Raw genomic sequence first — 15,507 nt, forward strand, 5'->3', positions numbered from 1 at the left:
TATAGATGGTTTTTCTACACGATCTGCTGCAAGCAATGAAACAGTTAACGCAGCTACCCAAAAACTTGTTGTAGTGAAAGCGAATTGACTAGAATTTGTATAAAAGCTGAGCTTAGGCTCATCTTTTGGTTTTTTATAATGTGACTACTATTCTATGTCAAAAACCCAATTTCTAGCTTGTTGGTCTGTCGTAGTTTCGCAAACATAGTAATCATGATCCCAAGCGTCTTGGTTAAAAAATTTCCTTTTTAAAATAACTCACTTGTTTACCATTTTCCACGCAAACAAAGCTTTCGCCTTGCTCTTTAACTTGTGTTCCATTCAGGAAACCACCTATACAGAGAAATCGGGATTGTTTGGGCATTTTTACAACAACTTTTTAACTCTTCACTTAGCTAGTAATTAAACAGTTTATTTCATAACTTGTAAAAATTTTTTATAAAAAAGAGACTGATCAAATGGCATATTCTTTGAAAGAATTATATTTCGTTACTTAATTGGAAGTAAGTCTAAAAGTTTATTACGAGCTTTTTTTGCATCATTTCGTCCAGTCCTTGTCGAGGGATGCTGAATTCTATAACATATATATTTATCATCAAAATTAAATTGCCAAAGCTGATTTTTACTAATCAACTCATTTTCATAATTAGTTGTATCTTTGCACTTGTCTAAAGGAAAAATTTCTCTCCTAAATTTCATAGAGGATAAACCGTTCGCTAAAATAACAATGCTGGGCTGAAAGTAATTTAATTGAGCAATCAATAATTCCCTAGAAACCTCATGAATTTCCTTAAAATACTTTGATCCAATAGGACTTTTTTGATTCCAATCAAAACAAAATAAATTACAATAAATTAAACCCTCATGACCTGATTTATCTGCAACAGCTCGAGTAAAATCATGAAAAGTAATTTTTTCTGTTCTAGGCGCATTCATCATTTTTTGAAAAAAATTTTTATTGTGTTCAATAGAACTATTCAGATAATTTTCTAAACTATATTCTTTAGTTAAGTTTGTTGTCCACCCTCTTGTTTCCGCACCAATAATCATAATTTTATTTTTAGCATTCCAATAATCATCAGGTTCACTTGCCAAAAACAAACTAGATAAACCTTCGCTTTTCTTACTATTTGGGTGTTTTTCATTTAGAAATGCTTCGTCAAATTTAGATAATATCTGAAAATATTCCTGCTTTAAAATTTCAAAATTCTTCATTCTAATTCTCAAAAAATAAGGGCTGATTACTCAGCCCTTATTTTTACCTCAATTCAATCTATTTTCCAATAAATTAGCTTAATTGAGCAGCAGCAATTTTCTTAGTATCAACATCTTTAGCAGCATCTGTATACTCGCCCATCTTATCGAAGTTCAAGTATTGGTAAATGTCAGCAGACATGCTGTCGATTTGAGCAGCATATTGTTGATATTCTTCAGGAGAAGGTAATTTACCCAATACTGCAGCTACAGAAGCAAGTTCAGCAGAAGCTAAGTAAACATTTGCACCTTGACCTAAACGGTTCGGGAAGTTACGAGTAGACGTCGATACACAAGTTGTATTCGGTGCTACACGTGCTTGGTTACCCATACATAATGAACAACCTGGCATTTCAGTACGCGCACCAGCTTTACCATAAATGTTATAGAAACCTTCTTCCATCAATTGGTGCTCGTCCATACGCGTTGGTGGAGCCAACCATAAACGAGTAGACAATGAACCACCTGGTACTTTATCAAGTAATTTACCAGCAGCACGGAAGTGACCAATGTTCGTCATACATGAACCAACGAATACTTCGTCAATCTTCACGCCTTGAACATCAGACAATAGTTTTGCATCATCTGGGTCATTCGGGCAGCAAAGAACTGGTTCAGTGATTTCAGCAAGGTCGATTTCATACACTTTAGTGTATTCAGCATCAGCATCAGCTTGAAGAAGTGATGGATTTGCCAACCATTTTTCCATGTTCTCAACACGGCGCGCCATAGTACGCGCATCGCCATAACCTTGAGAGATCATCCACTTCAACATAGTGATGTTAGAGTTCAAGTATTCAGCAACTTTCTCTTCAGAAAGTGTGATTGAACAACCAGCAGCAGAACGTTCAGCAGAAGCATCAGAAAGTTCGAATGCTTGCTCTACAGTAAGGTCAGTTTCCATTTCTGTTAAGTCGATTTCTAAAATACGACCAGAGAAGATGTTTTTCTTACCTTTCTTCTCTACAGTTAAGTCACCCGCTTTGATTGCATAGTAAGGAATTGCATGTACAAGGTCACGTAGCGTGATACCAGGTTGCATTTTACCTTTGAACTTAACAAGAACAGATTCAGGCATATCTAACGGCATAACACCAGTCGCAGCAGCAAATGCTACAAGACCAGAACCCGCTGGGAAAGAAATACCGATTGGGAAACGAGTATGTGAGTCACCACCAGTACCAACTGTATCTGGAAGAAGCATACGGTTTAACCAAGAGTGGATAATACCGTCACCTGGACGTAAAGAAACACCACCACGGTTCATGATGAAATCAGGAAGCGTGTGTTGCATTTGAACGTCAACTGGCTTTGGATAAGCAGCTGTATGACAGAAAGATTGCATAACAAGGTCAGCAGAGAAACCTAAGCAAGCTAAGTCTTTCAATTCGTCACGAGTCATCGGACCTGTTGTATCTTGCGAACCAACAGTTGTCATTTTCGGTTCACAGTAAGTACCTGGACGAACACCTTGACCTTCAGGAAGACCACAAGCGCGACCTACCATTTTTTGAGCTTGAGTAAAGCCTTTACCTGTATTTTCAGGTTGAACTGGAACGCGGAATAAAGTTGAAGGTGCAAGACCTAAAGCTTCACGTGCTTTAGTCGTCAAACCACGACCAACGATCAAGTTGATACGACCGCCAGCACGTACTTCATCAAGAAGAACAGGCGTTTTCAATTCAGATTCAGCGATTTGCTCGCCTGCTTTGAACGCAGTAACTTTAGCAGCAGCGTGATCGATCTTAAGAACGATTTCGTCGCCCATGTTCATGTTCGCAACGTCGATCTCAACAGGTAACGCACCTGCATCTTCCATTGTGTTGAAGAAAATCGGCGCGATTTTAGAACCCAAGCAGTAACCACCGTCTTTTTTGTTCGGGATGTGAGCAATGTCATCACCAAAGAACCAAAGCACAGAGTTCGTTGCAGATTTACGTGATGAACCTGTACCAACAACGTCACCGACGTAAGCAACTTGGTTGCCTTTCGCGATCAATTCTTTGATTTGGTTTAATGGACCAACTTCACCAGGAACTTCTGGGTTGATACCATCACGTACGTTCTTCAACATTGCATTTGCATGTAAAGGAATATCTGGACGGCTCCAAGCGTCTTGTGCAGGTGACAAGTCGTCAGTGTTGGTTTCGCCAGTAACTTTGAAAACTGTAAGTTTAATTTCTTCTGGAACATCTTTACGGCTAGTGAACCATTCAGCATCAGCCCAAGATTGCATTACTGCTTGTGCATTTGCATTACCCGCTTTTGCTTTTTCAGCTACGTCATGGAATGCATCAAATACAAGAAGTGTTTTCTTTAATGCTTCTGCAGCTAAACCAGCAAGTGCAGCGTCATCAAGTAATTCAACTAAAGGTGCAACGTTATAACCACCAAGCATAGTACCTAGTAAGTAAACCGCGCGTTCTTTAGAAATTAATGGTGAAGTAGCTTCGCCTTTAGCAACTGCAGTTAAGAAAGCAGCTTTAACGTATGCAGCTTGGTCAACACCAGCAGGAACACGATTTTCAAGTAAATCAACTAAAAACGCCTCTTCGCCTGCAGGTGGATTTTTTAACAATTCAACCAGTTCAGCAGTCTGAGCATCATCAAGTGGCTTCGGTGGGACTCCGAGTGCGGCACGTTCTGCAACGTGTTGGCGGTAAGCTTCTAGCACGGTGTTATTCCTCTTTTTAAAAAAATTACCTGTGAATTCCAGCTTGTCAAAAGCTTCACTGGTAATATGGACTGTCAAATTTTACTAAAAATCAAGTCAAAAGTTAATGCATACTTCGTGTTTATTCGTGATGACCATTATTTTGTAAATAAATATCCGTCAATCATGTCCATCACTTATTTCGAATTCAATGCCATCATATTTTATAATGTAACATCAAATCAGCTTTACTTTTAACGACATTTTGTAGGCATAAAAATGGCAACATAAATGTTGCCATGCTTTTATCGATGAGAATATTCAACCTTAGTGGACTGTTGTGGTATTAATATAGTTCTGAAAATCATTACGGCATCCTTCAAACTTCATTTGTACTTCATCTTCATGCATCATGGCATGTTCTGCGCAAGCAAAGGAAATTTTAACTTGGTATAGCTTTGCTTGCTCATCGATTGCTTGTTGAAAAAAGACCTGATCACCTAAACTCAAGACATAGTGGCTTCCACTAATGACCACAACACCCTGTTCATCTTCTAAGAGCAAGTCCGCATTATGTAAATATGCTACTACTTCCATTTTAACACTCCTCAGCTACTTTTTATTTTCTATTTCTATATTTTATATATGCTTTTCTTATTTTATGCTAATCATTTATTGTGACTAAGCATGTGTAATTTTTCATTATCTATAATAACCTGAGTTCGATATAAGATATGTTTCCAACTATCTGATACGCGGAAACGTCAGTCGCATTGTTCGAGGCAGGACTACATCTGTAATATACTGTTTTTGCGATATATTATGTACTTGATAGTATCTGTCGAGTTGGCGACTGACAAATGGTTTTGCCTACTTTTCCCGAAAGAAAAGTAGGTCGAACCGAAGGTTAATCCTTACATTTGACTTTTAAACGGTAAGACTCCGCTTTGCCTGATCTATCTTTTCAATAACTTATATCAAAGTTTATCCCGAACTGACGTTATAATATAAAAAAACCGTTCATTAGAACGGTTTATAATCAGGCATTTTTTTCGGATCATGTGGCGTATTTAAACATTGTTCGTAAGCTTCTTGCTTAAATTTAGCTTGCACCGCGTCTTTATCGGCTTTTAATTCAGCATCAGACAATGCATAAATTTTATCTAAATACTCAAGTACAAATTTCTTTGTGGTTGGGTCTGTAACTTTGTTCGCATAATCAACAGCTTCTTTTTGGGTAATCCCATTCTGACGATCAAGTGTGATTGAACGTGCTGCATTACCTACACTGGTGCAATAACCTTTCCAAATTTCTTCAGGAGTTGCAGGTTTTTTTTCAGCACAACCTGCCATAAATAACACTGTGCTTATTGCACCTAAAATTACGAACTTCTGCATTAAAAAATCTCCAAATCCGCTCTATAATACTTAATTTCTAGCGAATTTGAAGATTTTCTTGCTGGTAATCACAGCTTCAACTGATCTTTAATTTAATTTTTACATTTAAAAATAAATACTTATGAAAGTGTTTATTAAAATTCTGAATAACAATACTCATAACAAAGGCTTGAACAATCTTTAAATACCACGCCAGTCAACACGTGCATTGCGTTCTGTTGTATATACTCTTTTTACGTACTGTCCCAATGGCAAATCTAGTAAGTATTGCGTATATGCAGAAACTTCTGTTGAAAGTGTTTCAGAATGTTCTCTTTCCCACGGCGTGGTAGGTAATTCTAATAAGGGTGATAACATTGAACATACTGCAATATCTGCAAGCCCTAAACGATCACCGACCAAATATTTACATTCATTTTCAATCAATTTCTGGTTTAGATCGACAATAATTTGATCCATAACTAGCTTTGATTCTTCAACTTTTTCTTTATTGAGTTGGTAACTTTTAGACACTAAGGTTTTTAAAATCGGCTTTGAGAATTTTTCAAATTGGCGTAAATACCCTTTTTCACCAATCATAATATCTAAAGATTCATCGCTTTCTGCCAAAGCATGGGCAAGTCCCCAACGGCGTACATGTAATCCTAACTCATTGGCAATATGATTGATTTCTAAAGCTTGTTCACGCAATGCAAGATCAGAACGAAGTAAACGATGTTCGGGGTAAATATCATCCAAATACAAAGCTATTTGTGTTGAATCAGCAATATATTGTTCGCCATCTTTGAGGATAGGTAGCTTATTCTGCCCTGTTTTTAATTGAGCAAATGCACGATGTACACCAGGAATTAAATTCTGCGCAACATAATCCAACTCTTTATGATCCAACAACCAACGTGCTTTTTCACAAAAGTGTGAGAGAGGAAATTGGTACAACGTGCGCATGTAGTCTCCAAATTATTCTTTTAATCAAAACGTTAGAAAATTCCTAGCAATGCCGTGTACTTTAGTCATTCATTGCTTAAATTACAATGTCCTTTTTGCCCATTTCACATGTCACTTCTTCATGCATTTTATAAAACTTATATATCAGTTTATTTAATCGATATTCGTCAACGTGATAACCAACTATATTTATGCTCATACACAGATTAGACACTTTCAAACAAATTGTTAAAAATCAGTAATTTATATTATCAAGTTTTATGGATTGATTTGCACTTTTTATATTTTGAAAATTTTAAGATAAGTTAAGCACAATACTTCGTTTAATTTTTACCGCAATATTGCTTAGCGTTTTGGTATCAACTGAATGGTGCCAATATGTCTAGTTTAAACTCATCTCAGCAAGCTTCTGTGATCGAAAACGATCAGCAAGCTTTAAATGCAGCTTACCAAGTTGCAGATTTTGCTTTGATTGAACGAAATCAACGTGATCAACTTCGTATTTTACCTAACGATGTGATTGAACAATTTAGCCTGAAAGGATTAGGCGGAATTCGTATTGCCAAAAAATACGGTGGCGCTGCTATTTCTAATGTGACCTTGGCGCATGTCTTCCGTATTTTATCGAAAGCAGATGCCAGTGTTGGGCAAATTCCGCAAAACCAATTTGGTCTACTGAATGCAATTGAAAGTATTGCCAATGAAAAACAAAAAAAGTTTATTTATACCGAAATTTTAAACGGTAAACGTCTTGCCAATGGTGGGCCAGAGCGCAATACCAAAGACAGTAAAACCATTGCTACACGTTTAGATCAAATCAACGGCCAATATCTATTAAATGGCGAAAAGTTTTATTCTACAGGTGCATCTTTTGCGGATTGGCTTGCGATTCGTGCCATCGATCCTACTGGTCAAACTGTCCTCGCGATTATTGATGCCCAAGCTCAAGGCGTTGAAATTGTCAATGATTGGGATGGTTTTGGACAACGGACTACAGCAAGTGGAACTGTCAAACTTAAAAATGTGGTGGTTCATCCTGATTTAATTTTAGATGAAAAACCACTGGCTGACCCTCGTAAATATCGTGGTGCATATTCGCAACTGATCCAAGTTGCAATCGATGTAGGCATTGCTGAGGCAGCATTTGCAAATACTTTATCCGCCATTCATAAAGCACGTCCTATTGTCGATGCCAATGTCGAAAAAGCCAGTTTTGAAGCCTATACCCTACAAGAAGTCGGCAAACTGGATATTTTGCTCAATGCAGCAATCCTACTGTTAGATGAAGCTGCTGAATATTTAGATCAACTAGATGCTCAAGATATTGTCAGTGCAGAGCAAGCCAGTAAAGCTTCAATTATCGTTGCCGAAGCCAAAGTCTATGCCAATGATGCAGCATTACAGATTTCAGAAAAACTTCTTGAATTAGGGGGCAGTCGCTCCAGTTTAGAAATTCACAATTTAGATCAACATTGGCGCAATGCACGTGTGCATACCCTGCATGATCCTGTGCGCTGGAAACACTATGCGATTGGTCATTTTTATTTGAATGGCACGCAAGATCAAAGACATGCGTGGATTTAAAAGTCAGATTTAACAGATAAATCAAACATTCAAGGAAAATAACATGACGACTTACCAAGATATTCATAAAGTTTTAGATGCAGAAAATATCGCTTCTGCTCAAGCTCATATTATCCAATCTGATGCAGAAGCATTGGAAATTGCACAGCAGCTCAGTCAGCAGTTTAGTGAAAATGCTGTTTTACGTGATGCACAACGCCTGCTCCCTTTTGAAGAAATTGAAGCGTTTAGCCAATCTGGTTTATGGGCGATTACCGTTCCACAGCAATATGGCGGTGCCGATGTATCCAGTCATACTGTTGCAAAAATTATTGCACTTTTTAGTGGTGTTGATGGCTCAATTGGGCAAATACCACAGAATCATTTTTATGCATTAGAAGTATTACGAAACACTGGTACAGATGCGCAAAAACAAAAACTCTACAGCGAAGTCTTAAAAGGTGCTCGTTTTGGTAATGCTTTGGCAGAGTTTAAAACCAAAACGGCAGCACAAAAGCATACTCAAATCACACATGCTACACGTGACAATAAACAAGGTTTTGAAGTAAATGGTGAAAAGTTCTATTGCACAGGCAGTCTTTTCGCACATCGTATTCCCACCCTTGTACGCGATGCCGATGATCGTGAATATTTAGCATTTATTCCATCCGATGCGCAAGGCTTACAACGTATTAATGATTGGTCTGGTTTTGGGCAAAAAACCACGGGTAGTGGTACGGTAAAATTTAATCATGTCTTTGTTGATGCAGAAGATGTGATTGTTTTCGATACAGCATTTTCAAACCCGACACTGGTTGGGCCATTTGCCCAAATCATGCATGCAGCGATTGAAACAGGGATTGCGAGAGCCGCATTTGAGGAAACGATTCAACGTGTAAAACTAGCCCGTGCATGGATTGATGCCAATGTTGAGCGCGCAGACCAAGATCCTTTAACCATTTATGAAATTGGAAAAATTGCTGCGGATGTCCGTGCTAGCGAAGTGTTATTAAAACAGGCAGCACAATCTATAGATGCAGCAAAACCAAACCCTACAACTGAAAATATCGCCAAAGCGTCTATAGATGTTGCCAAAGTCCGTGCGCATAGTACCGAAACAGCCTTAAAAGCCTCATCTAAATTGATTGAATTGGCGGGAAGCCGTGGTAGCCAACGCAGTGATGGTTTAGATCGTCATTGGCGCAATGCACGGGTACATACCCTGCATGATGCATCTCGTTGGAAATATTATTTTATTGGAAATTATGTCTTGAACAATATTCTTCCACCACGTAGAGGAACATTGTAATGACAAATCCCATTCAAAATAATGTTGCAAATCACACGAAAAAACAAATTTTACTCAACGCTTTTGATATGAACAGTGTAGGCCATATCAATCATGGTTTATGGACACATCCTCATGATGAATCACATCGTTTTGATGAACTCAGTTATTGGACTGATTTAGCCAAAACCTTAGAACAAGGTCTGTTTGATGGTTTATTTATTGCAGATATCACAGGAACTTATGATGTTTATCAAAATGGTATTGATTTAACACTTAGAGAATCGATTCAACTTCCAAGCCACGACCCTGCTACGTTGGTTTCTGCTATGGCTTCTGTCACTCAAAATTTAGGTTTTGGGGTAACGGTGAATTTAAGTTATGAAACGCCTTATCAGTTTGCACGTCGTTTTGGCAGTTTAGACCATCTGACTCAAGGGCGGATCGGTTGGAATATTGTCACTGGTTATTTAGACAGTGCTGAACGCTTAATCGGAAAAAAAGGTTTAAAAGACCATGACTTACGTTATGAACAAGCGGAAGAATTTTTAGAACTTTGCTACAAGTTTTGGGAAGGCTCTTGGGAAAATGATGCGGTCTTAAAAGATAAACAAAATCGTATTTTTACCGACCCTAGCAAAGTTCATTCAATTCAGCATCAAGGAAAGTTTTACCAAAGCGAAGGTGTATTTCAGGTTTCTCCGTCTCCACAACGGACACCTGTACTCTTTCAAGCAGGCGCTTCACCACGTGGTTTGGCTTTTTCAACACGCCATGCTGAATGTGTATTTATTGGTGGTGATCAACCTGAAAAGATTAAACAGCAAGTCGATAAAATTCGTGAACTTGCAACTCAACAAGGTCGTCAGCCTGAAGATATAAAAATCTTTGTAGGCATCACAGTCGTAACTGCTGAAACAGACCAATTGGCTCAAGAAAAACTTGCTGAATATATCCGCTATGCAAGTCCAGAAGCAGGATTAGCACACTATTCAAGCTCCGTAGGAATTGATCTTTCAAAATATGCAGATGATGAAGCGATTCCTTACCAGCAGACCAATAGCATTGCCTCTGTAAATAATAAGTTTAAGGAAAATAAAATCACCCCAAACGACCTAAAAGCACAACATGTTTTAGGCGGTCGTTACCCACTCTTTGTCGGTAGTGGTGAAACTATTGCAGAAAAGCTCATTCAATTGATTGATGAAACTGGAATTGATGGCTTTAACCTAACACGAACCGTTGCACCTGAGTCACATCATGATTTTATTGATTTTGTTATTCCTGAATTACAGCAACGAGGTCGATTTAAGACTGCACACAGTCAAGGTTCTTTGAGAAATAAAATTTTCAAGCAAGGCGATCATTTAGCTGAACCACACCCTGCTGCGCATTTCCGATGTCAAAACCCAATGCAATCAAAAGCACAACAATTTGATGAGAATCAGCAACATTTTTCTAAGCAAAGCGCTTAAACAACTTTAAAAGATTTAATTTATAAGGGGTGTTCAAATGACACAAACCACTTCATCGCCAAAAAACAGTGCATCTAAAGGTAAATTTATTGCACTTGGTATCATTATTATTGCAGTGATTGCAGGGCTTTTTTACTGGAATCAGCATAAAAAATCAGGCTCAGAAATTTTGACGATTGGCATTAGTCCACCTTTTGCAAAACCATTGCAAGTTGCTGTGGATGAAGCGAAGAAACAAGGGATCAATGTCAAACTGGTTGAGTTTTCAGATTGGAATACGCCTAACATTACGTTGAATCATGGTGATATTGATGCTAACTATTTTCAGCATCAACCCTTTTTAAGCAATGCTTTAAAAGAGACTGATTTTAAACTCAAACCGATCGCAACAGGTGTTGCAACGCATGTTGGATTGTATTCTAAAAAATATAGTTCATTGGATGCTGTTCCTGAACATGCACGTGTGGTTATTCCCAATGATCCTGTGAATCAAGGCCGTGCGTTACTCTTATTACAACAAGCTAAATTAATCACTTTAAAAGATTCAAACAACCATTTGTCAAATCTGCAAGACATCACTGCTAATCCTAAAAACTTTAAATTTATTGAAGTTGAAGGCCCGCAAACGGCTCGTGCTGTTGATGATGCAGATCTCGTATTTAGTTACCCATTGTATTTACGCCTTGCGAAAACCATTGATCCAAATAAAGCATTGTTATTGGATGATAATACCAATACTCGCTATGCCATTTTATTTGTCGTAAAAGATGATTATGAGCAAAAGCATGCTGAAAAAGCTGAAAAATTAAAGCAATTTATCAAGATTTATCAAACTTCTGACAAAGTAAAACAGGCTTTAAATAGTGATATTGGTGCAAATCTTTGGTTTGCAGGTTGGAAATAATCACTAGAAATCAACATTGTTTAGACATCTTTTACTTAATTCAAAATATTGATTTTAAATAAATATTTAAATGAATAAGTGAAAGATATCTAAGCCAAAAAATGAATAAGGATAATTAAAATGGTGAGTTTCGGTTCACATGTAGATTTTTCAGTCCCGCATATCAAAATTCGTAATTTGAATAAATATTATGATGGACAAAATCAGCAAATTCATGCATTAAAAAATATTAATCTAGATATTCCACAAGCTAAGATTTTTGGCATCATTGGGAAAAGTGGTGCTGGAAAATCTTCTCTTATTCGCACATTGAATGGTTTGGAAACAATTTCTGAGGGAAGTATTCACATTCATCAGCAGAATTTATCTGCGTTGAATCATGCTGAACTCATTCAAATTCGGCAAAAAATTGGCATGATATTTCAGCATTTTAATTTAATGTCTGCCAAAACAGTGTGGGAAAATGTTGCCCTTCCCTTAAAAATAGCCAATGTCGATAAAGCTGAAATTGAAACACGTGTTAATGAAGTCCTAGCTCTTGTCGGTTTAGAGAATAAAGCTCAAAACTATCCTTCGCAACTTTCTGGCGGTCAAAAACAACGTGTCGGTATTGCACGTGCTTTAGTCCATCGTCCTGAAATTTTACTCTGTGATGAAGCCACCTCAGCACTTGACCCTGAAAGCACTTCAGTGGTTTTAGCCTTATTAAAAAAAATTAATCGAGAATTGGGGATTACCATTGTTTTAATTACCCATGAAATGCAAGTCATCCGTGAAATCTGTGATCAAGTTGTGGTGATTGAACACGGCGAAATCGTAGAATCTGGGCAAGTATGGTCGGTATTTTCTCGTCCTGAACAGAAAATTACCCAAGAGCTATTAAACCTTGAACAGCTCGATTTACCTTTTCAAATAGATGCTGAGTTACAAGAGGATTCAACGCATAGTATTTTAAAGTTGCGCTATGAAACGGATCCGAAACATTCACCAGACTTAACGCAAATCTTTCAAATTTTTGAAAAATCTGTACATCTGTATCAAAGCCATATTGATAATATCCAAAATCATTTGATTGGTCATTTAATCATTGCTACAGCACAAACAGATTTAGATATTCGATCGCTTCGAGAAAAATTAAAACATCAAATTGCACAAATAGAGGTGATTGGCTATGCAAGACCAACTCATTGATTTACTCATTACAGGCACGATTGATACTTTAATCATGGTCGGTGTTTCAGCTTTAATTGCTTTTTTAATTGGTTTGCCTTTGGCTGTGGTTTTGGTGAATACCTCTGAACAAGGCATTTACCCATCGAAAAAAATTAATCATGTCTTAGGGACTGTGATTAACATTACCCGCTCCGTTCCCTTTTTAATTTTAATGGTTGCCCTTATTCCTCTAACACGTTGGATTGTGGGAACAAGTTATGGGGTTTGGGCCGCTGTCGTCCCTTTATCACTTGCTGCAACGCCTTTTTTCGCACGTATCGCTGAGGTTAGTTTACGTGAAGTCGATCAAGGTTTAATTGAAGCAGCACAGGCAATGGGTTGCAACCGAAAGCAAATCATTTGGCATGTGCTTTTACCTGAGGCTTTGCCTGGTATCGTGGCTGGTTTTACAGTCACCATTGTTACCATGATTAATTCTTCTGCAATCGCTGGGGCAATCGGTGCAGGCGGTTTGGGTGATATTGCTTATCGTTATGGATACCAACGTTTTGATATGCAGATTATGTTCGCTGTGATTGTGGTTTTGGTTGCTTTAGTCATGATTATTCAGGCTTTCGGAGACAACTTGGCAAGTCAGTTAGATAAAAGGAAGGTTTGATTAATTTAAAATCTTTTTCGAAAAGCAAAACCATGTTTAAAATAAACCATTGTTTATTTTAAACATCCTCTATCACTACAAAATAAAAAAAGATATATTCAATACAGATAGATGAATCAAAATTTCTAACTTAATATCAAAATTAAAAGATAATTGGATAATGAATCATGCAAAAATTAAATGATATCAAAGTACTGGCTTTTGATATATTTGGTACTGTGGTCGATTGGCATTCATCTATTGTTCAAGAAATCGACAATTTAAATTTAGATATTGACTCAAATCAATTTGCATTAGATTGGAGAGCTGGCTATCGACCAGCCATGGATAAAGTGCATTCAGGCCACTTGCCTTGGACATCAATTGATGATCTTCATCGTCTAATTTTAGATGAATTACTAATTCAATATCATATTTCAACCTTAACAGAAGATCAGAAAACTGATTTGAATTTAGTTTGGCACCGATTAACCCCTTGGCAAGATACTGTTTCTGCATTAGAACAGCTCAAAGAAAAATATATCATTTGTACACTTTCAAACGGAAATATTCGTTTACTCGTTGATATGGCAAAAAACGCTAAACTACCATGGGACTATATTTTTTCAGCTGAAAACTTCAAAGCCTACAAACCTTCATCTAAAACCTATCTAGGTGTTGCCGAATTACTTAATGTCTTGCCTAGACAAGTGATGATGGTTGCCGCACATCATTCTGATTTAGAGGCAGCACGCTCATGCGGACTACTTACAGCTTATATTGAAAGACCTTTTGAATATGGTTTATCTCAATTAAAAGATATCAGCCCTTGTGTTGAAAATGATTTGCATGCCACCGACCTTTTAGACTTAGTGAATTTATTAAAATAATAATTCACCAGCGAATAAACCTATTCATATCAAATAGGCAATTTCTACACAGATGTGACGATCCATTTAAATCTTCTGCCATAGACCTGACTTTGTCATGGCTTTCATGTAAAATCAGCGACAATTTTTATATAACACGTTGTGAGTTATTTCATGGGTTTTAATTGCGGTATTGTCGGCTTGCCGAACGTTGGTAAATCTACACTTTTCAATGCATTGACTAAAGCTGCTATTGCTGCGGAAAACTTCCCATTCTGTACCATTGAACCAAATACAGGCATCGTACCTGTACCTGATCCACGTTTAGACAAATTAACAGCGATTGTAAAACCTCAACGTGTCATTCCAACCACAATGGAATTTGTGGATATCGCAGGTCTAGTTGCTGGTGCGTCTAAAGGCGAAGGCTTAGGTAACCAATTCCTTGCAAATATCCGTGAAACTGATGCTATTGCTCATGTGGTACGTTGTTTTGAAGATGAAAATGTTATCCATGTGAATGGTAAAATTGATCCATTAGATGACATCGCAACCATCAATACTGAACTTGCTCTTGCAGATTTAGAAACTGTTGCAAAAGCAATTACCCGTTTAGCAAAATCTGCGAAAAGTGGCGATAAAGAAGCACTTGCAACAAAAGCTGTATTAGAAAAAATCCAACCTTTACTAGATGAAGGCAAACCTGCTCGTGCTGCTGATTTAGATGATGATGAACGTAAATTGGTCCGTGGTTTTGGTTTAATGACTTTAAAACCAACCATGTATATTGCGAACGTTGCAGAAGATGGTTTTGAAAATAACCCACATTTAGATGCTGTTAAAAAATTAGCAGCTGAAGAAAATGCAATCGTTGTTCCTTTATGCAACCAAATCGAAGCTGAAATTTCACTGCTTGAAGATGAAGATCGCGCTGAATTTCTTGAAGCTTTAGGAATGGAAGAACCAGGTCTAAACGTGGTGATTCGTGCAGGTTACTCATTGCTTGGTCTGCAAACTTACTTCACAGCGGGCGTACAAGAAGTTCGTGCATGGACTGTAAAAGTTGGAGCGACTGCCCCTCAAGCTGCTGGTGTGATTCACACTGACTTTGAAAAAGGCTTTATCCGTGCTGAATGTGTTGCTTACGATGATTTCGTACAATACAACGGCGAAGCTGGTGCAAAAGAAGCAGGTAAATGGCGTTTAGAAGGTAAAACTTACGTAGTTCAAGACGGCGACGTTTTACACTTCCGTTTTAATGTTTAAACCTGTTTCATAAACCGATTAAACCAAAGCTTAAATAAAAATGCCCTGATCATTCAGGGCATTTTTATTTTTAGGAATTTAA

Annotated in this window: 13 protein-coding genes and 1 pseudogene; 8 read left to right on the forward strand and 6 right to left on the reverse strand. The window is 37.6% G+C overall.

The annotated features are described in order from the left end of the window. Positions 1–147: 147 nt before the first annotated feature. From GGG_RS20665 to GGG_RS0110870, 6 genes and pseudogenes are all read right to left on the reverse strand, one after another. A pseudogene (locus tag GGG_RS20665) lies at positions 148–364 on the reverse strand (hypothetical protein). Between the two features lie 125 nt (positions 365–489). Further along, complete coding sequence (locus GGG_RS0110850; protein ID WP_010114832.1) at positions 490–1,215, reverse strand: hypothetical protein; 726 nt, start codon at positions 1,213–1,215, stop codon at positions 490–492. A 73-nt stretch (positions 1,216–1,288) separates the two neighbouring features. Continuing rightward, positions 1,289–3,928: a bifunctional aconitate hydratase 2/2-methylisocitrate dehydratase gene (locus tag GGG_RS0110855; protein ID WP_010114833.1), complete on the reverse strand. Its 2,640-nt coding sequence runs from the start codon at positions 3,926–3,928 to the stop codon at positions 1,289–1,291. A gap of 306 nt (positions 3,929–4,234) precedes the next feature. Then, on the reverse strand, positions 4,235–4,504 hold the full coding sequence (locus GGG_RS0110860; protein ID WP_010114834.1) for a hypothetical protein: 270 nt from the start codon (positions 4,502–4,504) through the stop codon (positions 4,235–4,237). A gap of 426 nt (positions 4,505–4,930) precedes the next feature. Next, positions 4,931–5,305: a hypothetical protein gene (locus GGG_RS0110865; protein ID WP_010114835.1), complete on the reverse strand. Its 375-nt coding sequence runs from the start codon at positions 5,303–5,305 to the stop codon at positions 4,931–4,933. A 180-nt stretch (positions 5,306–5,485) separates the two neighbouring features. Further along, the gene (locus GGG_RS0110870; protein WP_010114836.1) at positions 5,486–6,250 is read right to left on the reverse strand and encodes a glutathione S-transferase family protein; all 765 of its coding nucleotides are present in this window, start codon (positions 6,248–6,250) and stop codon (positions 5,486–5,488) included. 378 nt (positions 6,251–6,628) lie between these two features. On the opposite strand from GGG_RS0110870, the gene GGG_RS0110875 reads away from it, so the two are divergent. The 8 genes from GGG_RS0110875 (at position 6,629) to ychF (ending at position 15,425) form a co-directional block, all read left to right on the forward strand. After that, the gene (locus tag GGG_RS0110875; RefSeq protein WP_010114837.1) at positions 6,629–7,834 is read left to right on the forward strand and encodes an SfnB family sulfur acquisition oxidoreductase; all 1,206 of its coding nucleotides are present in this window, start codon (positions 6,629–6,631) and stop codon (positions 7,832–7,834) included. A 43-nt stretch (positions 7,835–7,877) separates the two neighbouring features. After that, the gene (locus GGG_RS0110880) at positions 7,878–9,122 is read left to right on the forward strand and encodes an SfnB family sulfur acquisition oxidoreductase (RefSeq protein ID WP_010114839.1); all 1,245 of its coding nucleotides are present in this window, start codon (positions 7,878–7,880) and stop codon (positions 9,120–9,122) included. Continuing rightward, complete coding sequence (locus GGG_RS0110885) at positions 9,122–10,576, forward strand: LLM class flavin-dependent oxidoreductase (protein WP_010114841.1); 1,455 nt, start codon at positions 9,122–9,124, stop codon at positions 10,574–10,576. Before GGG_RS0110880 ends, GGG_RS0110885 begins: the two co-directional genes overlap by 1 nt. Positions 10,577–10,613: 37 nt before the next feature. Beyond that, positions 10,614–11,480: a MetQ/NlpA family ABC transporter substrate-binding protein gene (locus GGG_RS0110890; protein WP_010114842.1), complete on the forward strand. Its 867-nt coding sequence runs from the start codon at positions 10,614–10,616 to the stop codon at positions 11,478–11,480. Between the two features lie 120 nt (positions 11,481–11,600). Further along, on the forward strand, positions 11,601–12,671 hold the full coding sequence (locus GGG_RS0110895) for a methionine ABC transporter ATP-binding protein (protein ID WP_010114843.1): 1,071 nt from the start codon (positions 11,601–11,603) through the stop codon (positions 12,669–12,671). After that, entirely contained in the window at positions 12,652–13,311 is a 660-nt protein-coding gene (locus tag GGG_RS0110900) for a methionine ABC transporter permease (RefSeq protein ID WP_010114847.1), read from the forward strand. The genes GGG_RS0110895 and GGG_RS0110900 overlap by 20 nt, the downstream gene beginning before the upstream one ends. 167 nt (positions 13,312–13,478) lie before the next feature. Then, positions 13,479–14,180, forward strand: a complete 702-nt coding sequence (locus tag GGG_RS0110905; protein ID WP_010114848.1) for a haloacid dehalogenase type II — start codon at positions 13,479–13,481, stop codon at positions 14,178–14,180. A 153-nt stretch (positions 14,181–14,333) separates the two neighbouring features. Next, a complete protein-coding gene (gene ychF / locus GGG_RS0110910; protein ID WP_010114850.1) occupies positions 14,334–15,425 on the forward strand; it encodes a redox-regulated ATPase YchF in 1,092 nt (363 codons plus the stop codon). The last annotated feature ends 82 nt before the right edge of the window (positions 15,426–15,507 follow it).

The organism is Acinetobacter sp. P8-3-8, assembly GCF_000214135.1.
Classification (GTDB): Bacteria; Pseudomonadota; Gammaproteobacteria; order Pseudomonadales; family Moraxellaceae; genus Acinetobacter.